Here is a 24,416-nt window from a genome sequence, read left to right on the forward strand (position 1 = left end):
ATTGAATGTATTAAAGTGGCTTGTTTTTGGTTGGTTAAAGAGAGTTTAGCCTGTTTATGGGTTTTTATAAGCCAATATTTGCTTTAAAAAAAATTATATTAATATTTTTGTAATGAAAATCATGTAAGATAATGAAGAAGTTTTTATTGATTCTTTCCTTTTTTATGGGGATTTATGCAAGTGCACAAGAAGAATTGAAAAAAGATTCAGTAATCGTAGATACGGTAAAATACTGGTCGGTATTAGGGAAAAATAGTTTAATGATCAATCAGGCTGCCTTTTCGAACTGGGCTGGTGGAGGGGCCAACAATGTAGGCTGGCTTGCCGGGGTGAATTACAATATCACTTATGAAAAAGACAATGATCTCTGGGAGAATATTATCGCCCTGGATTATGGTCAGAATGACACCAAAGGCCTTGGTGTAAGGAAAACACAGGACGTGATCAATATTTCCACCAATTACGGGCGTAAATTTTCCAAAAGCTGGTATTTCTCTTTGGGTGCGGGCCTGCAGTCGCAGTTTGCCGCCGGATATGAAGACGGAAATAATCCTGCTGCCAAAAAGATTTCCAATTTTATGGCTCCCGGTTATCTGAATGTCGGTATGGGGATCACGTATAGGCCTAATGATAATTTGACGGTAACAATGCGTCCTACCAACGCCAGATGGACCTTTGTTTTAGATAAAGAACTCCAGTTTGCAGGAAGTTACGGTTTGAAAAATGACGGTGATACTTCGCTATTACAATTCGGTTTCCTTGGAACGGCGCTATACAAGGTGAAATTAATGGAGAATGTCCATATCACCAATACGGCTTCCGTATTTTCCAATTATCTGGATCATCCTGAGAGGTTTGTTCTTGCCTACGGAGCTGCTGTCAACTTTAAAGTGAATAAGTTTATTTCATCCAATATTACCTTAGACCTTCTGTATGACCATAATCAGATCCAGAAAACACAGCTGAAACAGACTCTGGGGATAGGATTCGCGTACATCTTGAATAACGGGGTAAAACGTTCAGACCGTAAAGACAGCCAATGGTGGATTAAGAAATAGAGTACATCGCATATTAAATAGAAAGTGCTTTAGTACGAGGCTTTTTTTCGTCACACAATTAAAGGTATTTTTAAGTATTGATAAGTTCATTTCTTCGCTTTTATAGATGTTTTTTGGTGGTAACATGCCTGTTTATAATGGATTAAACAATAATTTTTATATTTCAATGGTGGGCGACTATTTTTTTAACAAAAATTATATGTATATTTTTGTAACGAAAAATTCTTACTTATGAAAAAATTTTTATTGGCCGCATCTGTATCTATTGGAGTATGCACAATGGCTCAGGAGGCTAAGCCTGATGCCGCTACAGCAGATACTGTAAAAGCATGGTCTATCCAGGGACAAAACACACTAATGCTCAATCAGGCTGCCTTTTCAAACTGGGTTGGTGGTGGAGCCAACAATGTTGGATGGCTTGCCGGAGTGAATTATAACCTTACCTATGAAAAAGGCAAAGACCTTTGGGAAAACATTATTATTCTGGGCTATGGCCAGAACAATACAAAAGGTATTGGTACCAGAAAGACGCAGGATGTGATCAATCTATCGACTAATTACGGGAGGGAATTTGCCAAGAATTGGTATATTTCAGGAGGTATAGGTCTTCAGACGCAATTTGCCGGTGGTTATGAAGATGGAAATAATCCCGGAGCCAAAAAGATCTCCAATTTTATGGCTCCGGGATATCTTAATATCGGTGCGGGGGTTACTTACCGTCCCAATGATAACTTTACGATGACGCTTCGTCCTGCCAATGCCAGATGGACTTTTGTTCTGGATGAAGATCTTCAGACAGCAGGAACGTACGGGCTTAAAAATGACGGAGATTCTTCTCTTTTCCAGTTCGGTTTTCTGGGGACAGCGATATATAAGATCAAAATCATGGAGAACATTAATCTGACGAATACGGCTTCTGTGTTTTCCAACTATCTTGACCATCCTAGCAGACTGGTTCTTGGATACAGCGGAATTCTTAATATGAAGATCAATAAGTTTATTTCAACCAATATTACGCTGGATCTGTTGTATGACCACAACCAGATCCAAAAAACACAGCTTAAACAGACTTTGGGAGTTGGTTTCGCCTATAATATCGATAACGGGAGAAAACGTTCTGATAAGAAAGATAATCAGTCCTGGATGAAGAAATAATTCTGCACCGGGTATCAATAAAAAAGCACTTCAAATGAGAAGTGCTTTTTTTGGTATCAATTTATATAAGTCTTAAAACTCTAAATCCACTTTCAGCTTTTCAGCTAAAAGTTTCGAAATTTTTTCTTTAAGCGGCTCAATGTCAATATTCTGCATCGCATCATTCGCGAAAGCATATAAAAGCAATGCCTGAGCTTCTTTCTTAGAAATTCCTCTTGCTCTCAGATAGAACAGGGCATCTTCGTTCAGCTGGCCTACTGTACAGCCGTGAGAACATTTTACGTCATCTGCAAAGATCTCCAACTGAGGTTTGGTATCAATCGTCGCTCCTTCGCTTAAAAGGACGTTGTTGTTCTGTTGGTAAGCATTTGTTTTCTGAGCCAATTTATCTACGAAAACCTTTCCATTGAAAACTCCATGGGCATTTCCGTCGAAAATACCTTTATAGTTCTGGTAGCTTTCGCAGTTCGGGAAATTGTGGTGAACTGCTGTATGGTGATCCACCAGCTGATCTTTCCCAATAATCGTGATTCCGTTCATAAACGAATTAATATTGCTTCCGTTATGAATGAAGTCCAAATTGTTTCTTACCAACTTTCCTCCGAAAGTGAACGTATTCACAGTCGTTAAGCTGTCTTTTTCCTGTCTTGCAAAAGTACTGTCGATAAGATATGACGTATTGTTGTCATTCTGAAGCTTGTGCCAGTCTGCTTTTGCATTGGGATAAGTAAAGATCTCTGTCACAGAATTCGTTAGCACATAGGTGCTGTCAAAATTGTGGTGACTTTCTATAACCTCTACCTTAGCGCCTTCTTCTACAATCAGTAAATTTCGTGTATTGTAGAATGTGTTTTCTTCCTGATTCTGAGAAATATAGAAAATGTGGATCGGTTTTTCGATCACTACATTTTTAGGAACTTTCAAAAAGAAACCGTACTTGCAGTAGGCAAGGTTTAAGTTCGTGAAAGCAGTATCTTTAGAAGCAATGGTATTAAAATACTTGTCAAATACTTCTTTGTGTTTCTCATCATTCAAAGCATAGTTGAATGAAAGGAATTCTACGTTCTCGATAGAAACTTTCGAAAGTTCTTTATGAAGTTTACCATTCACAAAAACGATCCAGTCAAAATTCGCTTCACCCAAATGCAGCTGGTCCAGCTGTTCTCTGGTGATATTATGACTTTCTTTAGGGAAAAAATTATAATTTTTCTCTGTGATCTCTTTTACGTTGGTATATCTATATTCTTCGTCTTTTTTAGTCGGAAAACCTGAGTTTTCGAAGTTTTGAAGAGCAGATTTTCTCTCTTCATCCAGAAATCTGTGATGAAGACTCTCCAAAAATTCACCGTGATTGTCAATAATCTGATCGTATAAAGCCATTACTGATATTTCGGCCATCACACCTTATTTTATATATTTAAAAATAACATTATGTACTGCGGGTTTTCCGCATCTTCGGAAAGGATTGATAAAATCCCGTCTGAAAAATTCCTTCTTAGTTAAGAAGCCAGTCGTATCCTTTTTCTTCAAGTTCTAAAGCCAGAGATTTATCACCGGTTTTGATGATTTTTCCGTTGGCAAGAACGTGAACAAAGTCAGGCTGAATATAGTTAAGCAATCTCTGATAGTGAGTAATCAGAAGAACTGCATTTCCTTCGTTTTTAAAGTGGTTTACCCCGTCTGCAACGATTCTCAAGGCGTCGATATCAAGACCTGAATCTGTTTCATCAAGGATTGCCAGTTTCGGATTAAGCATCATCATCTGGAAGATCTCGTTTCTTTTCTTTTCACCCCCGGAGAATCCTTCGTTCAGTGATCTTGAAAGGAAATCTTTTTTTATACCTAATTGCTCAGATTTTTCACGAATCAGGGCAAGCATTTCTTTTGCCGGCATTTCTGACAGTCCGTTTGCTTTTCTTGTTTCGTTTAAAGCAGCTTTAATAAAGTTGGTTACAGAAACTCCCGGAATTTCTATCGGATATTGGAAAGAAAGGAAAATTCCTTTATGTGCTCTTTCTTCAGGAGCATCTTCGCTGATGTTTTCTCCCTGAAAAAGTATTTCTCCGTCCGTTACTTCATAATCTTCTTTTCCTGCAATTACAGAAGAAAGAGTAGATTTTCCAGCTCCGTTCGGTCCCATGATCGCATGAACTTCGCCCGGCTTTATTTCAAGATTAATACCTTTTAAAATTTCTGCGCCGTCTTCAATTCTGGCGTGCAAGTTTTTTATTTCTAACATTTTTATTTGCTAAACAAATTATTTTTGAATTCTATATACTAAACTTTCAGGCTGACCAGGGACATCGTTAAACTTCCCTATATGTGTCATACCTGCCTTTTCCAAAACTTTAACAGAAGCTATATTATCTGGACGAACAATTCCAAATATCTCGTCCTTACCGATGCCGGTAAATCCCAGGTCTATAGCTTTCTTTGTAAACTCTGTTGCATATCCTTTTCCCCATGCTTCCACGGCAAAGCGATATCCAAGATTTAGTTTTTCTTCTTCTCCATACATTTTATAGCTCAAGCCACCAAAGCCGATAATGCTTTTACTTTCTTTTGCTATAATGGTCCAACCTCCAAAATTATATTGATCCCAGTGTTCCAGCATTCTTTTGAATGTATTTTCTGCTTTAGCAGAACTCATAGGTCCACTTGGGTTATACAGATTAGTTTGTGGATCTTTATTAATTTCAAAAAACCTTTCAAAGTCGTTTTCTTCAGGTTTTCTTAAAATTAAGTTTTCTGTAGTCTCCATACTCAAATTATCCAACAGACCCCTCCAGAGAGATTTCTAATAATTTTTGTGCTTCAATGGCAAATTCCATTGGAAGTTTATTCAAAACTTCTTTACTGAACCCGTTGACAATCAATGCGATCGCTTTTTCTGTATTGATCCCTCTCTGATTACAGTAGAAGATCTGATCTTCCCCAATTTTCGAAGTCGTTGCTTCATGTTCCAGCTGAGCAGTAGGATCTTTGATTTCAATATAAGGGAATGTATGTGCACCACATTCATTACCCATCAACAGAGAGTCACACTGTGAAAAGTTTCTGGCTCCTTTGGCAGAAGGCATTACTTTTACCAGACCTCTGTATGAGTTTTGAGATTTTCCTGCGGAGATCCCTTTTGAAATGATCGTTGATCTCGTATTTTTTCCAATATGGATCATTTTTGTTCCTGTATCTGCATACTGGTGATTATTTGTCACAGCGATAGAGTAGAACTCACCGATGGCTCCGTCACCTTTTAAGATACAAGAAGGGTATTTCCACGTTACAGCAGAACCTGTTTCAACCTGTGTCCATGAGATTTTTGCTTTTGTTTCACACAATCCTCTTTTGGTTACAAAATTGAAAACACCCCCTTTTCCTTCTTCATTTCCCGGATACCAGTTCTGAACGGTTGAGTATTTGATCTCAGCGTTATCCATGGCAATCAGTTCCACAACAGCTGCGTGAAGCTGGTTTTCGTCTCTTGAAGGTGCTGTACAGCCCTCAAGATAAGATACATAACTTCCTTCGTCAGCGATCACAAGCGTTCTTTCAAACTGTCCTGTTCCTGCCTGGTTGATACGGAAGTAAGTAGAAAGTTCCATTGGGCATCTTACGCCTTTTGGGATGTAGCAGAAACTTCCGTCAGAAAATACTGCGGAATTAAGTGCTGAATAAAAATTATCTCCTCTTGGAACTACTTTTCCAAGGTATTTTCTTACTAAGTCAGGATGGTTTTTAATCGCTTCAGAAATAGAACAGAAAATAATTCCTTTTTCCATTAAGGTATCCTGAAAAGTTGTTTTAACGGAAACAGAGTCTATTACAATATCGACAGCAACTCCTGAAAGTCTTTTTTGTTCCTCGATATTGATTCCTAATTTTGCAAAAGTCTTCAATAATTCAGGATCCACTTCATCCAGACTTGCCAATTCAGCGTTTACCTTCGGAGCAGCATAATATTTTATGGCTTGAAAATCAGGTTTTTCATATTTAATGTTAGCCCAAGTTGGTTCCGTCATTTTCAGCCAGATTCTGAAAGATTCCAAACGCCATTCTGTCATCCATTCCGGTTCTTCTTTTTTAGCAGAAATGGCACGAACGATATCCTCGTTTAACCCGATTGGGAAATCTTCATAATCGATCTTCGTTTCCCACCCGAATTCATATTTTTTATTTTCAAGATCAACTCTTAGGTCGTCTTCAGTATATTTACTCATTTTAATAGATTTTAGATGTTAGTTTTTAGGCGTTAGTTTTTGCAATGAGCTTATTTCTAACTTCCGGTTTCTAACTTCTAATTATAAAGAAAAACTCTCTCCACAACCACACGTTCTGGATGCATTAGGATTGTTGAAAACAAACCCCTTTCCGTTTAATCCTCCTGAATATTCAAGGATTGTTCCTGCTAAATAAAGGATAGACTTTTTCTCAACAATAATTTTCACATCATTGTCTTCAAAAACTTGATCTGTGTCTGTTTTTTGATTGTCAAATCCCAAAACATACTCTAAACCAGAACATCCTCCACTTTTTACCCCTACTCTTATATAATCTTCAGCAGGGTTGAAGCCATCTTCCGACATAAGTTGGATGGCTTTTGCCTTTGCTTGGTCTGATACTTTTATCATTGTATTTATTTAGAATGATTTAATGATGCAAAAATACGAACAAAAATCAGGATATAAAAATTAGCATTTTTATTTTATCGATTTTTATTATTGATGGCTTAACTTTGTTAATCTTTTGACATCCAAAGAATAAATTTATTGTACAATGAAAAAAATAGGCATTATTGCTTTAGCACTGTTTATGCAGCATATTTCTGCACAAAACAACAGGTTTGTGTACCAGGTAACCATGAAACCTGATGCGGAAAATAAATCCGATATTAAAACTGAAAATGCATATTTAGATATTTCCGCAGAAAAATCAATTTTTTATTCTGAAAACAGGTACAAGAGAGATTCTACCTTGCAGAAAGCTTTTCAGGGCGGCGGTGGAAGAGGTTCAATTAATAGAGAGCAGCTGGAAGCATTCAGGTCCAATATCAATTATTCTATTGAAAAAGATAAGTCTACCCAGAAAATGTCTTATAAGGATAGGATAGGAAGAGATATTTATGTTTACGAGGAAGATCGTCATCTGGACTGGAAGATGTCTTCTGAAACCACCAAAATAGGAGAGTACAAAGTTCAAAAAGCAACCACGGATTTTGGCGGAAGAAAATGGACAGCCTGGTTTACCACAGATCTGCCTTATCAGGACGGACCGTATAAATTTAATGAACTTCCGGGACTGATCGTTAAAGTGGAAGATGATAAAGGAGAATATTCTTTTGATCTAATGAAGAATTATAAAATTGCTGAAATTCCTGCTTTGAACCAGTTTGGAAATGTCCTGAAAGTAAAAAGATCAGATTATGTAAAGCAACAGGAAAAATATAAAAAAGATCCGATGTCATTTATGCAGAACAGTGGAGGCGGAGGCGGTTTTCCGGCACCACCGAGAGCTTCCGGTGGCGGAGGTGGAAATCAAAATCCGGCCGATTTGAGAAAAAGGATGGAAGAGCGAGCAAAAGAAGAAGCTAAGAGAAATAGCAATCCTATAGAGCTGCAGTAAAAAATAACCCCTGAAGATTTTCTTCAGGGGTTTTTAATTGTATAAAAAGGGGATTATTTCAAAAGCTGGTTGAAAGTGTCTCCCTGCTTAATATCTCCCGTATTGTACCCTTTCATAAACCATTCTTTACGCTGGGCTGAAGAACCGTGAGTAAAGCTTTCCTGGTTGACGTAACCCTGAGACCTTTTCTGGATATTGTCATCACCCACAGCCTGAGCTGCATCTATGGCAGATTGTATATCGCCAGGTTCAAGAATACCTTTTGTATCATTTGTTCTTTTTGCCCAAACACCAGCATAAAAATCTGCCTGAAGTTCGGTGGCAACAGAAACTCTGTTCATTTCTGCCTCAGAATACCTTCCGCTTCTTCTCAGTTGGTCTACCTTTTGCGTGGTTCCAAGAAGAGTCTGCACGTGATGTCCTACTTCATGAGCTAAAACATAAGCAACAGTAAATTCGGTTACCTGGGCTCCAAATCTTTGTTGAAGCTCATTAAAAAAGCTCATATCCATATAGATTTTCTGGTCTGCAGGGCAATAAAATGGCCCCATAGCAGATTGGGCTGTTCCGCATCCGGATTGTGTGGTCTCTTCAAAAAGAACAATCCCCGGCTTTGTATATGTCATTCCATTTTCTTTAAAGATCTGATCCCAGGTAACGATGTTCCATTTACCCATCATATCAACCATTTCTCCAATTTTGTTTTCTTGGGCGGTGAGTTCTCGTTGTTGTCCGCTTCCGGAAGATTGTATGCTTCCGGAGTTCAAAATCCCCGATGGATCACCTCCCAAAAAGAAAATAATCGCAGCTACAATTAAAGTTCCGAGTCCTCCACCTACAATCATACCTCCACTACCCCCAGAACCACGGCGGTCGTCTACGTTCCCGCCTCTATCGTCTGTCCATTTCATAATATAAAATTTTTGCCTTGTAAATTTAAAATAATATCATTACTAAATTACTACTTTTGTGAAAAATTACTGCCCTCGTGAAAAAAATTAAACTTTGCCTGTTATTAGTTGGCATAATGGCACTTACAGGATGTGAAAAAGAAAAAGAAGATGAAGTAAGCAGTGTCGATAAGAGTGGTTCTATTGAGACTGAGCTTTCTGTGGAACATCTTGATAATACAGATATTCTTATCACCAAACACAAAATCTGGAAGGACAAAAAGCTTTTTAAAGAAATTGTTAAAAGAGATACCATCCCGAGTCTCGGAGATACTCTGGTAGCAGGAGAAGACAGTAATGGCTACGACCATACTGCCAAAACAAAAAAAGATTATCAATTTTTTATAACGGTTCAATAATGAAAAAGTCCGGTTCTATAAAATTACTTTTTGTAACAGGTGTCTTGGCAGCCTGTTCTCAGGAAAAGCCTAAAGATAAAGCAGAAAAGAAAGTCTATATGAGGTCTGATACTACGGCTTCCTATACAAGGACGCATGGTTTTATGGCTGGAATCCTTCTATACCATGCATTCAGACCATACGGAGCTTACAGCTACGGTTCTTATCGGAAGGCTGGCTATTACAGTGATGCAATAAGCAATAAATCCAATATCGGGAGAAATAATTACAAAGGAAATGTCGTAAGAGGCCAACTGGGAAGAAGCGGTTTCAGTGCATCATCATAAATTATGGAAAGAATTCAATCACAGTTCAGGAAAAACTGGCAGCATAAACTTGAAAATCTGGGCTTCGGATATCATTCTCTGGATGGGCTTTACTGGGACGAAAGTCATTATTATCAGTTGACCCCAGAGGAAATTAATAGAATTGAAAGTGCCACTGCTGAACTCTGGCAAATGTGTCTGGAAGCAGTAGATTATATTATTGAAAAAAATCTTTGGGAAAAATTCAGTATTCCTGAATGGTTCCGGAATTATATCATCACGAGCTGGGAAGAAGATCATCCGTCCATTTACGGAAGATTTGATTTTGGTTTTGATGGTAAAAATTTGAAATTACTGGAGTTTAATGCCGATACACCTACTTCTTTATATGAAGCATCAGTAATACAATGGTATTGGCTTCAGGAACAGTTTCCCTATAAAGATCAGTTTAATTCTATTCATGAGAAGCTTGTAGAGTACTGGAAACATCTTAAAAACTACCTGAATCCTCATCATGTTTATTTCGCATCGCTTACCAATATTGAAGATGTCACCAATGTGGAATACATGCGTGACTGTGCTTCACAGGCAGGTTTTGATACGGAGTTTATTCCTGTTCAGGATATTGGCTGGGCCGAGAATATTTCAGAATTCGTGGCCGGTGACCTATCCGTGATGGAGTATATTTTCAAGCTTTATCCTTATGAATGGATTCTTGCAGATGGTTTTGGAGAAAAGCTTGTGAAAAATGGCTTCAGATCTCAATGGATTGAACCTGCATGGAAAATCCTGCTTTCATCTAAAGCAATTCTGCCGGTCCTTTGGGAAATGTACCCTGATCATCCGTATCTGTTGGAGTCTTATTTTGAACCCAGACATCTGAAAGACTTTGCTAAAAAGCCTGTTTATTCCAGAGAGGGAGCCAATGTGATCTTACACAAAAATAATATTCCTGTTGAAGAGAACGATGGGATATATGGCAAAGAAGGTTTTATTTATCAGCAATTATTTGATCTTCCCAATTTTGAAGGCAATTATCCGGTGATTGGCAGCTGGGTAATCGGGCAGGAGCCTGCCGGTATTGGGATCAGAGAGAGTGTTCACCTGATCACCAATAACCAGAGCCGTTTTGTACCTCACCTTATCGGTTAAGTTTCTTTTCTTTAAGCCAGAATGAAGTAGATTGATACGCAGATACCGCATCATTAACCAGTTTCTGTTCTGGATTTTTTACCAGTTTTTCCTCATAATGCAGTTTGAATTCAGGAGCCAGGCTGCTGGATTCCAGTTGTAAAGAATATTGTTTTACCTTTTTGACCGGTGAAATGATCGTTAGATGTCCGTCTTTTACTAACCCAAGGTCCTGATATGTTGCGATATAAGCCTTTGGCTGGAATTCTTTTTTGAAGACATCCTGACCAAGGAATTTAGATTGATAATTAAAATTCAATAACCCGAACAGGGTAGGCATCACATCGATCTGAGACATTAGTTTGTCAAACTTCTGAGGCTGAATAAAGCCTTCCGAAAAAATCATCGCCGGAATTCTGTATTTGTCCATAGGAAGTTCTGTTTTTCCTGCACTGGATGCACAGTGATCGGCAATAATAACAAAGACTGTATTTTTGTACCAATCCTGCTTTTTAGCCATTTCAAAGAACATTTTGAGTGAATAGTCGGTGTATTTTACCCCTCCGTCCCGTGATTTTGCTGTTCCCGGAATGTCAATTCTTCCATCAGGATAGGTAAAAGGCCTATGATTGGAAACAGTCATCCAGTGGTTGAAAAACGGTTTTCCGGATTTAGCCTCAGCATTCATGGTTTGAATTGCTTTTTTAGCCATATCCTCATCGGCAACGCCCCAAACATTGGCAAAAGTGATTTCTTCAGGTTTAAAATTATTTCTGTCGACAATACCATAGCCATTTCCAGCAAAAAAGTCCTGCATATTATCGAAATAGCTGTAGCCACCATACAGGAACTTCACATCATATCCTTTGGATTTGAATACACTTCCTGTCGTGAATTTATTCTTATTGTCGTCTCTTTTGATAATGCTTTCACCTGCAGTCGGAGGAATACAAAGCGTTAATGCTTCAAGCCCTCTTACCGTTCTGTTTCCGGTAGCATAAAGATTGGTGAACATCATCGAGCGGTCTGCAAGACTGTCCAGGAAAGGGGTGATCTTTAAAGTACCACCATAATGTGCCATAAAGTCGGCAGATAAACTTTCAATAGAGATCAGAACGACGTTTTTCTTAAGTTCCGGCTGTTCCGCAACTATATTTCGTGTTAAGGAAGGTTCAGAGTACTGGCTCAAAAAGTTCTTTTCAGCTTCCTGCTGACCGATCTGTGGATAAAACTGGAAATAATCCAGTTCATTGTGGGTAAATGCCCAATAGAATTTTGGAAGTCCGTTGTCTTCGATCTCGTCAGCAAACACATTATCTGACCTGATCTGCATTAATGAAGATATACCGAAAATACTGATGCCTGCCAAAACAACAAAAGTACCGACCAGTATCATTTTCTGTTTGAAATCCGGAAGTTCTAAAAGCTCGTCTTTCGTTTTTTTATAAATAAACCAGGTAATGGCTAAAGTGATGATCAGGATGGCTGAAAACAAAGGAACTACAGGATAACTTTCCATAATGTTTCCAATGACCTCGTTGGTATATATCAGGTAATCTACTGCAATGAAGTTGTAGCGTACCCCAAATTCATTATAAAAGAAATATTCACTTACTGCGTTAAAGATGATCAGAAGAACATACAGCAAAAGTGTGATGAAATATAATGTATTTCTGATCCTGATCCTCTTTGAAGGGATAAAAAGCATCAGACCGAAAAAAAGAGTCTTAATTCCTACAAAGGCCAAAGCTACTTCTGAAATAGATCCCCCATACTGATTGAAAATATTATTGGGAACAAGCAGAATGTACAGGAAAAACAGCACCAGGGCTCCAAAAATAATATATCCGTATGGTTTTTTATATTTTGAATTCGATAAAAATAAAAAGTAAACCGCCAAAATTGTACTGGCTAAGGTGAAAACAAAAATGTCATTCAACAGACCGATAGAAAGGACTTTTATCACTTCAAAAAAGCTAAAACTGGCCGTAGTGATCGGGTGGAAAATGAATACGATCCGTACGATCAGTGAAATAATAAGGTAGAAAATTCCTAAATATAAGAATGGTTTTATTTTGCTTGGAAACATGTACGTTAAGTATAAGTTAATTTTCGCAAAGATAGTTTTTGTATATAACTTTTAATAAGAAAAAACGAAAACATGACATTTCTTATCATTTTTTTGAATTATTAATGAAGAATTAACTTATTAGGTCATAAAACCAAATGTATGAAAAAGAGCAGAGGGAAGTTGATTATCAATAAAAAAGGACTATTAAAAAATAGTCCTGTATGCTGTTAAGATGTATTAAAAAATTAAGAGTGCCCGAAACCGATGTTTCCTTTTTTGTTAGAAAGATTCTTTTTAAAATCAATCATTCTTAAAGCGGTAACGGCTGCTTCTACCCCTTTGTTTCCTAAATCTCCACCGCTTCTGGCAATGGATTGCTCTTTAGTGTCATCTGTTAATACACAGAAAATAGTAGGGGTATCCGTTAAAACATTACAGTCTTTGATTCCCTGTGCTACTGCTGAGCATACAAAATCGAAATGAGGCGTCTCACCACGGATCACACATCCGATAGCAATAACTGCATCATACTTTCTTTCTTTGCAAAGCTGCATGCTTGCATAGTTAAGCTCAAATGCACCCGGAACCGGGAATAATCTGATGTTTTCTGGTTTTACGCCTTCTTTTTCAAGGATTTCCAAGGCTGCATCACGAAGATTGTACGTTACAAAATCATTCCACTCAGAAAAAACAATGCCGATAGAAAAATCTTCGGCATTTGTTATATGAAGTGGCTTGTAATCAGAAAGATTAACTGTTGCCATTTTTTAAAAGTATTTAGTCATTTCAATATAAGAATCAGACATTCCGTTATCGTAGTCCTGATATTTCTCGTCAATAGCAGAGAAGTATTTCTTAGCCTCTGCATTTTTCTTTAATCCTAATGCTACGATACCTGCTTTTCTTGTGAAATAGTAAGTCGTGTAAGGATCATCAGAAGCAGTTGATGCTTTGTCTAATAAAGATAGAGCCTCATCATTTTTGTTAAGACCTGATTTTGCATCTGCCATAGCACCGAATTTCAATGCCATCAATGTTTTGTTGTCAGATGAAAATTTGTCTAAAAGATCGTAAGCTTCCTGGAATTTTCCTTCTTTGAATTTCAATAAACCTGCATTGTAAGCAGAAAGTTTACCCACATTCGTACCTGAATATTCGTTATATGTTCCTACAAAACCTGGATTTGCAGCAGATTTTCCGCCTAAAGCTTCTTTATCTTTACCTTCAGTCTGTTTCTTTTGAGCAGCAAGGAAACTTTTTACAGCTTCAACGTTTTGAGGAGCTACTACAAACTGTTTGTAAGCGAAGAACCCTAAAACACCTAAAATCAATACTCCGAATACAATACCCAATTGCTTTGAATATTTCTCAAGAAATCTTTCAGTGTTTAAAGCCTCTCTGTCAAGGTCTTTAAAGAACTCAACCGTTTCTTTACCTTCTTGCTCATTTGGAGCATTCTTACCCAATTTTGCCATAAATTCTTAAAAATTGAAATGCAAATTTAATTGTTTCTGAATGATTTACAAAATACTTTGAAGTATTATTGTGAAAATGTTGTGAATTGTCAGATGTTAATGGTAAAAACGCTTCAACTCCGCTCAGCGTTACATCTCTAGTACCTATATTTTTATATCAAAAAAGTTTAATATTCAAGGATGTTATAAACCTCTGCCCCGAATTTCTTCAGCTTTTCATCGCCATTAAGATCTTTTAGACCAATAAGGAAACTGAACTGGGAAACTGTTGCCCCTTGTTTTTCTACAAGCTTTGCGGCAGCTTCTGTAGTTCCTCCCGTTGCCAATAAATCATCATGGATAAGGATTCTCTGTCCTTTTTTGATTTGTCCGTCACGGGTTTCAATGATGGCACTTCCGTATTCCAGATCATATTTTTCTGAAATAATCGGTGGAGGAAGCTTTCCTGCTTTTCTGATTAAAATGAACGGAACTTCCAAAGTGACAGCAATGGCAATTCCGAAAAGATACCCACGGCTTTCTATTCCGCATACGGCATCTACTTTTCCTTTGCTGAAAGCAGCCAAATCTGCGATGACCTCTTCATAAAGCTTCGGATCGAGAAAAATAGGGGAAATATCCTTGAACTGGATTCCCGGGATGGGAAAATCAGGGAAATTTTCTATGGTTTCTTCGAGTCTTTTGATCAGTTCTTGTGAAGCCATTATGGGTTTATTTTATAGCTGGAAATTTTCCAGTCTCCATTTACATTTTTAAGTCCGAAAGTTACCTTCAGAGAAGTTGTTTTTCCGTTCTTATCTGTTACATCATAGGTGGCGTTTACACTGGCACCACTGGAGTTGTTCGCATTGGTTGTAATGTTCTTAACATTTACATTTTTCACAGATCCAAAACCTGAAGTAGGATTGGAGAAGGATTCATAGCTTCCCCAACTTGGGTTACTGGAAGTATCGTATGCTGCTTTAAGGTTCTGAGAACTTACGCTGTTCAGAAACTTGCTGACTGTATTTTTTGGGTCTGCTGCCGGTTGTTTAGGAGCGGTTGGTGTAGGAGTAGCCGCGTTTGGATCTGTAGGTGTTGTTGGAGTTGCAGTAGGGTTGTTTGGATCAATTGCAGCAGGATCTTGTGTTACAACTGTTGAATCCGTTTTTGGTACTGTAGGAACTCTCAGCGCTGATGGATTGACATCAAGTCCGATTTTAGACATTTTGAATGTCTTCGCTGTCGTTTTTACTGAAACCGTAATGTCGATCTTGCCGTCTACCACTTTTGCGGCAGAAATTGAAGAGAATTTTAAATTAAATCCTTTGAAATTATTATCCTGCATCAGGTTTTTAGCGGTTGAAAGCTTTACTCCATTACTGAAGACTTCTAAAGTAGCTTCTAAACCTGCACCGGTAAATGAAACAGGATTTCCTGCTGTGTCTACAAGCCTAGGAAGAATTTGAATAGCTGTAGGCGCACCCGTTCCGTCATCACCTGTAGGTCTGGTGATAATGCTTAGTGAGCTTGCTTTTACATCATTCGGATCGGTTTCTTTAGCTTTATCATCTCCGAAGATATTCATTTCTCCAAGTGAAGGAGGAGATGTGCTCGCCCATTCGATTCCGTTTTTCTGGGCAACCTGGTCAGCCAGAGTCAGGATTTCAGGAACTTTTTTCCCGTCGATCAGCTTTCCAAGAGCTTTCAATTCTTCTACATCACCTTCTGCTTCTACACCGAAAGTCTTTAGAATATAAAGAGCTTCACTGAATTTAATTTGTTTAATTGTTGAAAGGCTTGAAGTCATATCATTAATACTTGACTGCAGCGTTTTAGTATTCGTAGCATCTACATGATCCTTCCTGCATGCTGTAAAAAGCAACAGACTGAGAACAAGTAGAAAAGAAAACTTTTTCATTTTATTTTGTTTGTTGCAAATTTAGTAAAACCTATTAATAATAGCTTGTTTTTCTTTTTGTTTTGTGTTTTCAGGTTTTTTCCATAAAAAAGACTGATCAATACAGTCAGTCTTTTTTCTGTAACAAGTTCTTCAATAGACCAGCTATTTATTTTTTATCTTATTTTTTGTTCTCCTGCTCTTTTAAATCATCTTTGAAAAATGAACTGAAGATCGTCTGCATATTGGGGAATGAGGAGTCCTGCCAAAACTGAGTCTTATAATTGCTGTTTTCCTTGTTAAATTTCACTTTTTCTATATCGTCATCATTACTGAAATTGAGTTCTGTAGGATAAAAATTATTGTACAGGATGATCTGGTTGTAATCAGGTTCGCTTTTATGTTTAAGTTTTACAAAAGCCACTTCGTTATATTCAAGGAAATCCTTCAGGGTTTTTTCAGATCCTTTTTCGAAAGACATATTCAGAATGGTTCTGATATCAAAAAATCTGAATCCGAATAGAGAAAACTCTTTCTCCTGAAGAGCAGCACCGGTCACTTCTATCTGATCTTTACGGTCTCCTTTTAGTTCTTTAATGGTATTTCTTTTTGTTTTATATTCTTCGGGGTTTCCTACATTTTTAAGTTTTGGAAGCTGTAAAGAATTACCATAATCCCATGATGAAGTTTCTTTTTTCTCACTTTTCGGACCCGTTAATCTAAAAACCCTGTATTGTTCAACATTTGCGCTTTTCAGTTTTTTGGTTTTATTGTCGAAAATGTAAGTGACAATTCCGTCGGTATAACTGTTCAGCTTACTGTTTACGGTAACGTAAGCATTAAAATTTCCTTTGATGAAAATATATTTCGCAGGTTTTGAGTTTTTGATGACCACGGTTTCTATTTCTTTGACCTGATCATTAATTTTAATCACGTCCTGACTGAAGTCGGAATAGGAGAGTGTGGCAACACGGAAATTATTGTAAACCAATTGGAACTTTTCCTGTGAAGGGGTGATTGCCTGTTTATCAATTTTACCGTCAATATCAGAATAGGCAAGAATGCTTCCGTCTTTTCCGAAGACAGAAACTTTGGGAAGCGGTTTATTCGTTTGTTCAGAAACAAAGGCTACGGTTTGTGCCTGAATAAAGCTGAATAAGAAAACGAACAGCGTAAAGAGCAGATAATTTCTTTTCATAATGATAGCTTGTTTTTGTTTATTGAAATAATAATCGATCAGTCTTATTATAAAGACACACAAAATTCAAAATGGTTGCCTGAACAAGTCAAAATGTTCACTTGTCTGCACAAAAAAAGACTGATCATTACAATCAGTCTTTTTTATTTTATTTCTGTTACAAATCCTTAGAAAGGATACTCATAAATTTCAGATTCGTGAAGGTATGGGTTACCTGTAGGGATCAGTTTCAGTTTAGACAATGCTGTTAATACTGTGAACATAAATAATCCAACTACAAAAAGGAGAGCACCTAATATTAAGATGAATACTTCAGGAGTTTTCCAGTATGGACCTACCGTTCCCGGCATTACCATGTTGAAGTAATCTAAGATGTGTCCTAAAATAACCACTACAGCCATAACAGTTACTACTTTGTAGTTTCTCTTGATGCTGCTGCTCACTAATACCAATAATGGTAATAAGAAGTTAACGATCAGCATTGGTAAGAATGTAATACCATAGTGCTGGAATCGTCCAAAGAAGTAGTTAACTTCTTCTGGAACGTTCGCATACCAGTAAAGCATGAACTGTGCAAACCATGTATATGTCCAAAGCATACTTGTAGCGAAAAGGAATACTCCTAAATCGTGTAAGTGATTGTCATTGAACTGTGGTAAGAATCCGTTTTTCTTTAAGTAAACACTTAGAAGGATAATCATAGCGATTCCACTTGAAAGGCAGCTTACCATTGAATACCAGATATACATTGTAGAATACCAGTGAGGGTCAATAGACATCAACCAGTCCCAAGCCCAAGCGGCAGAAGCAAATCCGAAAAATGCGATATATCCAACAGCCCATCTGTAAAGGAATTGATACTCAACTAAAGATTTTGTATCATCTACTTTTTTAGACTGAGCTTTCAGTTTCCAGGCAAAGAATGAAGCCCCTATTACGTAGATAAATGTTCTTATCGCATAGAAAGGGATGTTTAAGAATCTTTTCTTTTCAAATAAGATTACATCGAAATGGGCAGACGTAGGGTCTGTCAAATCCGGATCCATCCAGTGGAATATATGACCTTGGTGGAAGATATTCAATAGCATTAATATTACTAGAATAGCACCTCCATAAGGAATATAAGAAGCAATAGCTTCCATTACTCTTGTAATAATGATTGGCCATCCTGCATGGGCTGCATGCTGAATACAGTAGAAAAATAATACTGCACAACTAAGTCCAAAGAAGAATACAGCTACGAAATGTATGGATGCTAAAGGCGAATTGTGAATCTGCATTGTCGCATGCTCTAAATGAGAAGCTTCATCTTGAGGTCCTACCATTTCACTGGAGTGAGTAGGTGCATTATGACCTGCAGAATGAACTGCCTCCATCATTTCTTTAATTCTCTCTGTACTGATTCCATGATTCATGAAAAAACCAATACCAAACAGAACTAAACCTACAACAAGAAGTATTAGAGAAGTTGATTTTAATTTTGGTGAAAAACTATACATTTCTTTTCTTATTTTTTAGTTTCGGTAGTAGTCTCTGTTGCCGCTGCAGCTGGTGTAGCTGTAGCCGTTGTAGCTGCTGCGGGTGCTGCAGCTCCTTTTTTGAAGGCGCTCATCACATACATGGCTACTCTCCATCTGTCACCAGCATTCAGCTGGCCAGCATAAGATCCCATTGCATTTCTACCGTTAGTTAATACATAATGAACAGATCCTACAGTAAGTTCTCTGTCAGCATAGTTTGGTACCCCAGAGAAAGCTCCGGTTTGTACAATTGGACCTTGTCCATCACCACCAGTTCCGTGGCATGCTGCACAAGTATGATCAAATAACATTTTTCCTCTTTCAATATCTTTAGCTGCATTAGCCGGATTAAGAGGGGATCCTGTCATTTTTTTAGAAGCATCATAACCTGCATTATACTCATCTACATTTTTAGGAAGAAGACTTTCTTCGAAAACTCCGTCTTTGTTTTGAGCCACTGATCCTTCTACTGGTGCAAGACCTGTAGCAAAACTATTTTTAACGAAAGCAGGAATTTCATTTTCATGATCTGAATAAGCATCCTGAGCTTTCATCAATGGATCGTAAGCTACCGGAAAGTACATATCCGGAAAATAGACTAGGGGTGTATTTTCTTTTGGTCCGCAAGAATTAAGTAAAACTGTTGTTAAACCTAAAACTGCTGTAATTTTTAATACATTCTTTTTCATTTTAAGCGTCTTTAACAGTTATTTCTTCAACTCCCGTTTCAATAAGTAACTGTTTTACAGACTCTACGTCTTCAGTTACAAATTCCATCATGAATTTATCATCAGTAGTTCTAGGATCTGGATTCTGAGCCGGAGCTCCGGGATACATTTTGTTTCTAACCAAGAAGGTTAAAGACATCATGTGAGCGGCACAGAAAACCATTAATTCGAACATTGGAACTACGAATGCAGGCATGTTGTGTGCCCAGTCAAAAGCAGGTTTACCACCAATATTTTGAGGCCAGTCATGATTCATCACATACCAAGTTACAGTAGCACCGATGGTAACCCCATAAAGAGCATAGAAGAATGCGGCATCAGAAATTCTGGTTTTCTTTAATCCTAGAGCTTTGTCAAGTCCGTGAACCGGAAACGGAGTATACACTTCGTTGATCGCAATTCCTTTATCGTTGAATGCTTTAACGCCGTTCATTAAATCGTCGTCGTCAGCATAAAGTCCGTATACAATTTTAGTGGTGCTCATCTCCTTCTTTTGCTTTATAAGTTTCACCTGAAATTTTCAGAATCGATTTTAATTCAGCCTGTGCAATTACAGGGAACGTTCTTGCGTATAGTAAGAATAATACAGAGAAGAATCCGATTGTTCCTAAGTATACACCCACATCAATAATCGTTGGCTTAAACATAGTCCAAGATCCTGGTAAGTAATCTCTTGAAAGGTTGATAACGATGATATCAAAACGCTCAAACCACATACCGATGTTAATAATTAAAGCAATAATAAATGTTGCAATAATGTTTGTTCTTACTCTCTTGAACCAGAATAAAGCCGGAACAATTAAGTTACACGTGATTAGTGCCCAGAATGCCCACCAGTAGGGCCCTACTGCAGCACCTGGAGAAAGGTATGTAAAGTCTTCGAATCTTGATCCGGAATACCATCCGATGAAATATTCAGTAGCATAAGCTACGGTTACCATACCACCTGTAAGAACGATTACAATGTTCATAATTTCGATATGATACATAGTAATATATTCTTCTAAGTGACATACTTTTCTAGCGATCAACAATAGGGTCTGTACCATTGCGAATCCTGAGAAGATCGCACCAGCTACGAAGTAAGGAGGGTAAATTGTAGAGTGCCATCCTTTAATAACTGAAGTTGCGAAGTCAAAAGATACCGTGGTGTGTACCGAGAATACAAGTGGAGTTGCTAAACCTGCAAGAACCAAAGAAAGTTCTTCGAATCTCTGCCAGTGTTTTGCTTTTCCACCCCATCCGAATGCTAGGAATGTATAAATTTTCTTAGTCCAAGGTGTTTTAGCTCTATCTCTGATCATTGCAAAGTCAGGGATTAGTCCCATAAACCAGAATACAGTTGATACTGAGAAATACGTTGAGATAGCAAATACGTCCCAAAGTAGAGGAGAGTTAAAGTTCCCCCAAAGAGAACCGAATTGGTTTGGTAATGGGAAAACCCAGTATCCTACCCAAACTCTACCCATGTGGATTACAGGGAAGATTGCTGCCTGTACAACCGCAAAGATCGTCATCGCCTCTGCAGATCTGTTTACAGACATTCTCCAACGCTGTCTAAATAATAATAATACTGCGGAGATTAGGGTCCCGGCGTGACCGATACCTACCCACCATACGAAGTTGGTAATATCCCAACCCCAGTTAATAGTTCTGTTAAGCCCCCATGCTCCAATACCTGTCCCGATAGTATAAGCGATACACCCGAATCCATAGATGAATAGAACTAAGGCTGCATATAGTGAGATCCACCATAATTTACCTGCTCTTTCTTCGATAGGTCGTGCGATATCTTCTGTAATATCGTGATAAGTTTTGTGACCAATAATTAGAGGTTCCCTTATCGGAGCTTCGTAATGTCCTGACATTTTTTACCTATTTATTATTTAAACTTTATTTTTCTACTCTGTTTCTTACTTTAGTGTGATAGAACACGTTTGGTTTTGTGCCGATCTCTTCAAGTAAATAATATCTTCTGTTGCTAGAATATAATTCTCTCACTTCAGATTCTTTGTCATTCATGTCTCCAAACGTCATTGCTCCGGTAGAACAAGCAGCAGCACATGCACAAGAATTCTTGAATTCAGTATCTGTTACTTTTCTATTATCTCTCTTAGCTGCTAAAATAGTAGCCTGAGTTTCCTGGATACACATTGAACATTTCTCCATAACCCCTCTAGTTCTTACTACTACGTCAGGGTTTAGTACCATTCTTCCAAGATCGTTATTCATATTGAAATCGAACTTGTCATTTAAGTTATACGTGAACCAGTTGAAACGTCTTACTTTGTACGGACAGTTGTTTGCACAATATCTGGTACCGATACATCTGTTGTAAGCCATATGGTTTTGACCTTGCTTACCGTGTGAAGTAGCCGCTACCGGACATACAGTTTCACAAGGAGCGTGGTTACAGTGCTGACACATTACCGGCTGGAAGATCACATCTGGATTGTCTGCAGGGTGGTTTAATGCACCTCCGTCTCCGAATGCTGTACCGTACAATTCAGGTACTGCCATTCCTTCTTTCAATCCTTCGTATACTTCTACTTTCTGTCTTGAAGAATAGTAACGGTCAATTCTTAACCAATACATATCTCTAGACATTCTGATTTCTTCTTTACCTACTACAGGAACGTTGTTTTCTGCCTGACAAGCAATAATACATGCTCCACAACCAGTACAAGAGTTCAAGTCGATTGATAAGTTGAAGTGAGGTCCGTCCGTATCATCGAAAGCATCCCAAAGGTCAATCTTTCTTGCCGGAAGAGCTCCACTAATCGTATGATATTCCAAAGGTTTGTTCCATCCTTTATGTTCGTCATCGAAAGCTACGTTGATGAATTCTGCCAAAGGAACTTCCTTCGCGATTTCATAACGTCCCATTAACGTATTCTGAAGCTGGATACCTGCAAATTCGTGGTCTTCTCCTGTTTTTTCGATCTTAACTCCTGAAACAGTTAAGTTAGAACCGTCAAATAATGGATAAGCGTTTACTCCTGTATCAGCAGTTGTTCCGGAATCTTTTTTACCGTATCCAAGCGCAAGACCTACAGATCCTTCTGCCTGTCCCGGTTGAATGAATACAGGAACGTCTTTTATGGTTACTCCGTTTACAGTAAGGTTTACGATAGAACCGTCCAGCTGCATTCTTGCGTTAAGATCATTGTCAATTGCGAACTTTTCTGCGTCTTTAGGAGAAATTGTCAAGTAGTTATCCCAAGACATTCTTGTGATAGGATCCGGTAATTCCTGAAGCCAAGGGTTGTTGGCCTGAGTACCGTCACCCATTGAAGGCTTGGTGTATAGTACCAATTCTAATTCAGAAGCTTTGAAGTTTCCTAATTCAGCAATAGCCTGAGCAGCATTTCCTCCTGAATATGATAATGCAGTTGCATTATTTGAAGTCGTGATACCGTTGTATAAAGCTTTGTTGAAAGAAGTAGCTCCTAAGATAGAAGCGGCGCTTCCTTTTAGATAGTCATAGTAATTATTAGTCGCATTGTTCTTTCCATTTTTCCAAACCAATAAAGATTCTTCAATCTGTCTTGATTTATAGATCTTCTGGATCGTTGGCTGCATTAATGAATATACTCCAGTCTGAGGTTCGATATCTCCCCAAGACTCTAGCCAGTTAGCAACCGGGATTACAGCTTTCGCTGCTTTGTACATTTCATTTTTCTTGTCAGCTACAGCGACTACACAAGCAACTTTAGCTAAAGATTTTTTGAAATCTTCTCCTTTTGGATGAGAATAGATAGGGTCTACATTGTTGGCAATCAATACACCAACCTGACCTGCATTTACCCACCCTAAGAATTCCTGGTATCTTGCTTTATCAAATTCTTTAAGGAAGTTCGCTTTACCTGTGAAAGCAACTGAACCTAATTTTTGGTTGATTAAGTGGGCTAAAACCTGTGCTCCTTTAGAACCGTCTGCTAAAACAACAGCTTTGCTGCCTTTCGCTTTAAGTTCGGTTGCAATTTCAGTAGCCGTCTTATCAGAAGTACCAGCACCTACGATTGCATTGTAAACTTCAACTAGAGTTTTGTTTACAGCACTTGGCTTTAATCTGTATCTTGAGTCAGCGTTAGCACCAGTCAATGACATGTTGGATTCCACCTGAATGTGTCTCAACATGTTTGGTCCTGGCTTTCTTGCTGCTGCGAAAGATGTTTCTAAACTTGCTCCGTTGTAATCTCCTAAGAAATCTGCCTGGAAAGAAACTACCAATTCTGAACCTTTAAGGTCATAAACCGGTAATGCTCTTTGTCCGAATACTTCCTGAGCTGCATCTAAAGCTGCAGAGTGAGGATAAGCATCATAAGTTACCAGTTCAGCAGTAGGATATTTAGCTTTGAATTCAGCAAACAACTTTTTGAAAGTAGGAGAAGGGAAAGAGTGTGACAAAAGCACAATCTTTTTACCTACTGCATTGGCATCTGCCAAACCTTTAAGGATAAAACTGTCTACTTTATCGAAAGTTTCGTCTTTACCATCCAGTTTAGGCTGCTTTACTTTATCATTATCATAAAGAGAAAGTACACTTGCCTGAGCTCTTGCATTGGTTGTTCCTAAATCACCTGCTGCCGGGTTTGGATCGATTTTGATCGGTCTTCCTTCACGGGTCTTTACTAAAACACTGGCGAAGTCGAATCCGTCAAAATATGTTGAAGCGTAATAATTCGGAACCCCTGGAATAATGTCATGTGGCTTTACCACATAAGGAATCGTTTTGATCACCGGTGCTTCACAGGCAGCCAATGTTACGGCTGCTGTAGAGAATCCTAATATTTTTAAGAAATCTCTTCTTGAAGTACTGGATCCGTTTTGTTCAGCATCTCCAAGGAAATTTTCTACCGGAATTTCTTCCTGAAACTCTTTCTGAGCCAGCTTATTGTTTAAAGCCGGATCTCTAAGTTCATGAATACTTCTAAATTGTATTTTGTTTGAAGCCATTTATACTTC

General features: G+C 38.1%; 23 protein-coding genes. 6 read left to right on the plus strand and 17 right to left on the minus strand.

Annotation, left to right across the window (positions count from 1 at the left end; all coding sequences use genetic code 11):
• The first annotated feature begins 131 nt into the window (after positions 1-131).
• Complete coding sequence (locus HHL23_RS08645) at positions 132-1,058, plus strand: DUF3078 domain-containing protein (protein ID WP_169234414.1); 927 nt, start codon at positions 132-134, stop codon at positions 1,056-1,058.
• 231 nt (positions 1,059-1,289) lie between these two features.
• Positions 1,290-2,213, plus strand: coding sequence for a DUF3078 domain-containing protein (locus HHL23_RS08650; RefSeq protein WP_169234415.1), 924 nt, complete (start codon positions 1,290-1,292; stop codon positions 2,211-2,213).
• Positions 2,214-2,285: 72 nt separating this feature from the next.
• Here HHL23_RS08650 and sufD read toward each other — a convergent pair whose 3' ends face one another.
• From sufD to HHL23_RS08675, 5 genes are all read right to left on the minus strand, one after another.
• Positions 2,286-3,593, minus strand: a complete 1,308-nt coding sequence (gene sufD, locus HHL23_RS08655) for a Fe-S cluster assembly protein SufD (protein WP_185194866.1) — start codon at positions 3,591-3,593, stop codon at positions 2,286-2,288.
• Between the two features lie 115 nt (positions 3,594-3,708).
• The gene (gene sufC, locus HHL23_RS08660; protein ID WP_169234416.1) at positions 3,709-4,452 is read right to left on the minus strand and encodes a Fe-S cluster assembly ATPase SufC; all 744 of its coding nucleotides are present in this window, start codon (positions 4,450-4,452) and stop codon (positions 3,709-3,711) included.
• A gap of 18 nt (positions 4,453-4,470) precedes the next feature.
• Positions 4,471-4,974: a GNAT family N-acetyltransferase gene (locus HHL23_RS08665; protein ID WP_169234417.1), complete on the minus strand. Its 504-nt coding sequence runs from the start codon at positions 4,972-4,974 to the stop codon at positions 4,471-4,473.
• A gap of 7 nt (positions 4,975-4,981) precedes the next feature.
• A complete protein-coding gene (gene sufB / locus HHL23_RS08670) occupies positions 4,982-6,430 on the minus strand; it encodes a Fe-S cluster assembly protein SufB (protein ID WP_169234418.1) in 1,449 nt (482 codons plus the stop codon).
• 81 nt (positions 6,431-6,511) lie between these two features.
• Entirely contained in the window at positions 6,512-6,841 is a 330-nt protein-coding gene (locus HHL23_RS08675; protein WP_034739378.1) for a HesB/IscA family protein, read from the minus strand.
• 145 nt (positions 6,842-6,986) lie between these two features.
• Here HHL23_RS08675 and HHL23_RS08680 point away from each other — a divergent pair, with 145 nt between their 5' ends.
• Positions 6,987-7,832 (plus strand): GLPGLI family protein, encoded by an 846-nt coding sequence (locus tag HHL23_RS08680; RefSeq protein ID WP_169234419.1) that lies wholly within the window; start codon positions 6,987-6,989, stop codon positions 7,830-7,832.
• A gap of 53 nt (positions 7,833-7,885) precedes the next feature.
• Here the strand turns inward: HHL23_RS08680 and ypfJ are convergent, their stop codons facing one another.
• Positions 7,886-8,743: a KPN_02809 family neutral zinc metallopeptidase gene (ypfJ, locus tag HHL23_RS08685; protein WP_169234420.1), complete on the minus strand. Its 858-nt coding sequence runs from the start codon at positions 8,741-8,743 to the stop codon at positions 7,886-7,888.
• 77 nt (positions 8,744-8,820) lie between these two features.
• On the opposite strand from ypfJ, the gene HHL23_RS08690 reads away from it, so the two are divergent.
• Genes HHL23_RS08690 through HHL23_RS08700 form a run of 3 tightly spaced genes read left to right on the plus strand, consistent with a single transcriptional unit; the run spans position 8,821 to position 10,598 of the window.
• Positions 8,821-9,141 (plus strand): hypothetical protein, encoded by a 321-nt coding sequence (locus HHL23_RS08690; protein WP_169234421.1) that lies wholly within the window; start codon positions 8,821-8,823, stop codon positions 9,139-9,141.
• On the plus strand, positions 9,141-9,467 hold the full coding sequence (locus HHL23_RS08695; RefSeq protein ID WP_169234422.1) for a hypothetical protein: 327 nt from the start codon (positions 9,141-9,143) through the stop codon (positions 9,465-9,467). The genes HHL23_RS08690 and HHL23_RS08695 overlap by 1 nt, the downstream gene beginning before the upstream one ends.
• Positions 9,468-9,470: 3 nt before the next feature.
• Complete coding sequence (locus HHL23_RS08700) at positions 9,471-10,598, plus strand: glutathionylspermidine synthase family protein (RefSeq protein ID WP_185194865.1); 1,128 nt, start codon at positions 9,471-9,473, stop codon at positions 10,596-10,598.
• Here HHL23_RS08700 and HHL23_RS08705 read toward each other — a convergent pair.
• From HHL23_RS08705 to HHL23_RS08755, 11 genes are all read right to left on the minus strand, one after another.
• The gene (locus tag HHL23_RS08705; RefSeq protein WP_169234423.1) at positions 10,588-12,666 is read right to left on the minus strand and encodes an LTA synthase family protein; all 2,079 of its coding nucleotides are present in this window, start codon (positions 12,664-12,666) and stop codon (positions 10,588-10,590) included. The genes HHL23_RS08700 and HHL23_RS08705 overlap by 11 nt on opposite strands.
• 227 nt (positions 12,667-12,893) lie before the next feature.
• On the minus strand, positions 12,894-13,412 hold the full coding sequence (gene ribH, locus HHL23_RS08710; RefSeq protein ID WP_169234424.1) for a 6,7-dimethyl-8-ribityllumazine synthase: 519 nt from the start codon (positions 13,410-13,412) through the stop codon (positions 12,894-12,896).
• Positions 13,413-13,415: 3 nt separating this feature from the next.
• On the minus strand, positions 13,416-14,123 hold the full coding sequence (locus HHL23_RS08715; RefSeq protein ID WP_169234425.1) for a YfgM family protein: 708 nt from the start codon (positions 14,121-14,123) through the stop codon (positions 13,416-13,418).
• Between the two features lie 167 nt (positions 14,124-14,290).
• Positions 14,291-14,827: an adenine phosphoribosyltransferase gene (locus tag HHL23_RS08720; protein ID WP_169234426.1), complete on the minus strand. Its 537-nt coding sequence runs from the start codon at positions 14,825-14,827 to the stop codon at positions 14,291-14,293.
• Positions 14,827-16,023 carry a hypothetical protein gene (locus tag HHL23_RS08725; RefSeq protein WP_169234427.1) on the minus strand — a complete coding sequence of 399 codons (1,197 nt, stop codon included), beginning with the start codon at positions 16,021-16,023 and terminating at the stop codon, positions 14,827-14,829. The genes HHL23_RS08720 and HHL23_RS08725 overlap by 1 nt, the downstream gene beginning before the upstream one ends.
• Positions 16,024-16,183: 160 nt before the next feature.
• Positions 16,184-17,200, minus strand: a complete 1,017-nt coding sequence (locus tag HHL23_RS08730) for a hypothetical protein (RefSeq protein ID WP_169234428.1) — start codon at positions 17,198-17,200, stop codon at positions 16,184-16,186.
• Positions 17,201-17,367: 167 nt separating this feature from the next.
• On the minus strand, positions 17,368-18,699 hold the full coding sequence (locus tag HHL23_RS08735) for a quinol:cytochrome C oxidoreductase (protein WP_169234429.1): 1,332 nt from the start codon (positions 18,697-18,699) through the stop codon (positions 17,368-17,370).
• An 8-nt stretch (positions 18,700-18,707) separates the two neighbouring features.
• Complete coding sequence (locus HHL23_RS08740; protein ID WP_169234430.1) at positions 18,708-19,409, minus strand: c-type cytochrome; 702 nt, start codon at positions 19,407-19,409, stop codon at positions 18,708-18,710.
• Between the two features lies 1 nt (position 19,410).
• Positions 19,411-19,932: a DUF3341 domain-containing protein gene (locus HHL23_RS08745; RefSeq protein WP_047398786.1), complete on the minus strand. Its 522-nt coding sequence runs from the start codon at positions 19,930-19,932 to the stop codon at positions 19,411-19,413.
• Positions 19,919-21,316, minus strand: coding sequence for an NrfD/PsrC family molybdoenzyme membrane anchor subunit (gene nrfD / locus HHL23_RS08750; protein WP_073336711.1), 1,398 nt, complete (start codon positions 21,314-21,316; stop codon positions 19,919-19,921). Before nrfD ends, HHL23_RS08745 begins: the two co-directional genes overlap by 14 nt.
• Positions 21,317-21,341: 25 nt before the next feature.
• The gene (locus HHL23_RS08755) at positions 21,342-24,407 is read right to left on the minus strand and encodes a TAT-variant-translocated molybdopterin oxidoreductase (protein WP_169234431.1); all 3,066 of its coding nucleotides are present in this window, start codon (positions 24,405-24,407) and stop codon (positions 21,342-21,344) included.
• Positions 24,408-24,416 lie beyond the last annotated feature (9 nt).

Origin of the sequence: Chryseobacterium antibioticum, assembly GCF_012927325.1 — a bacterium.
GTDB lineage: Bacteria > Bacteroidota > Bacteroidia > Flavobacteriales > Weeksellaceae > Chryseobacterium > Chryseobacterium antibioticum.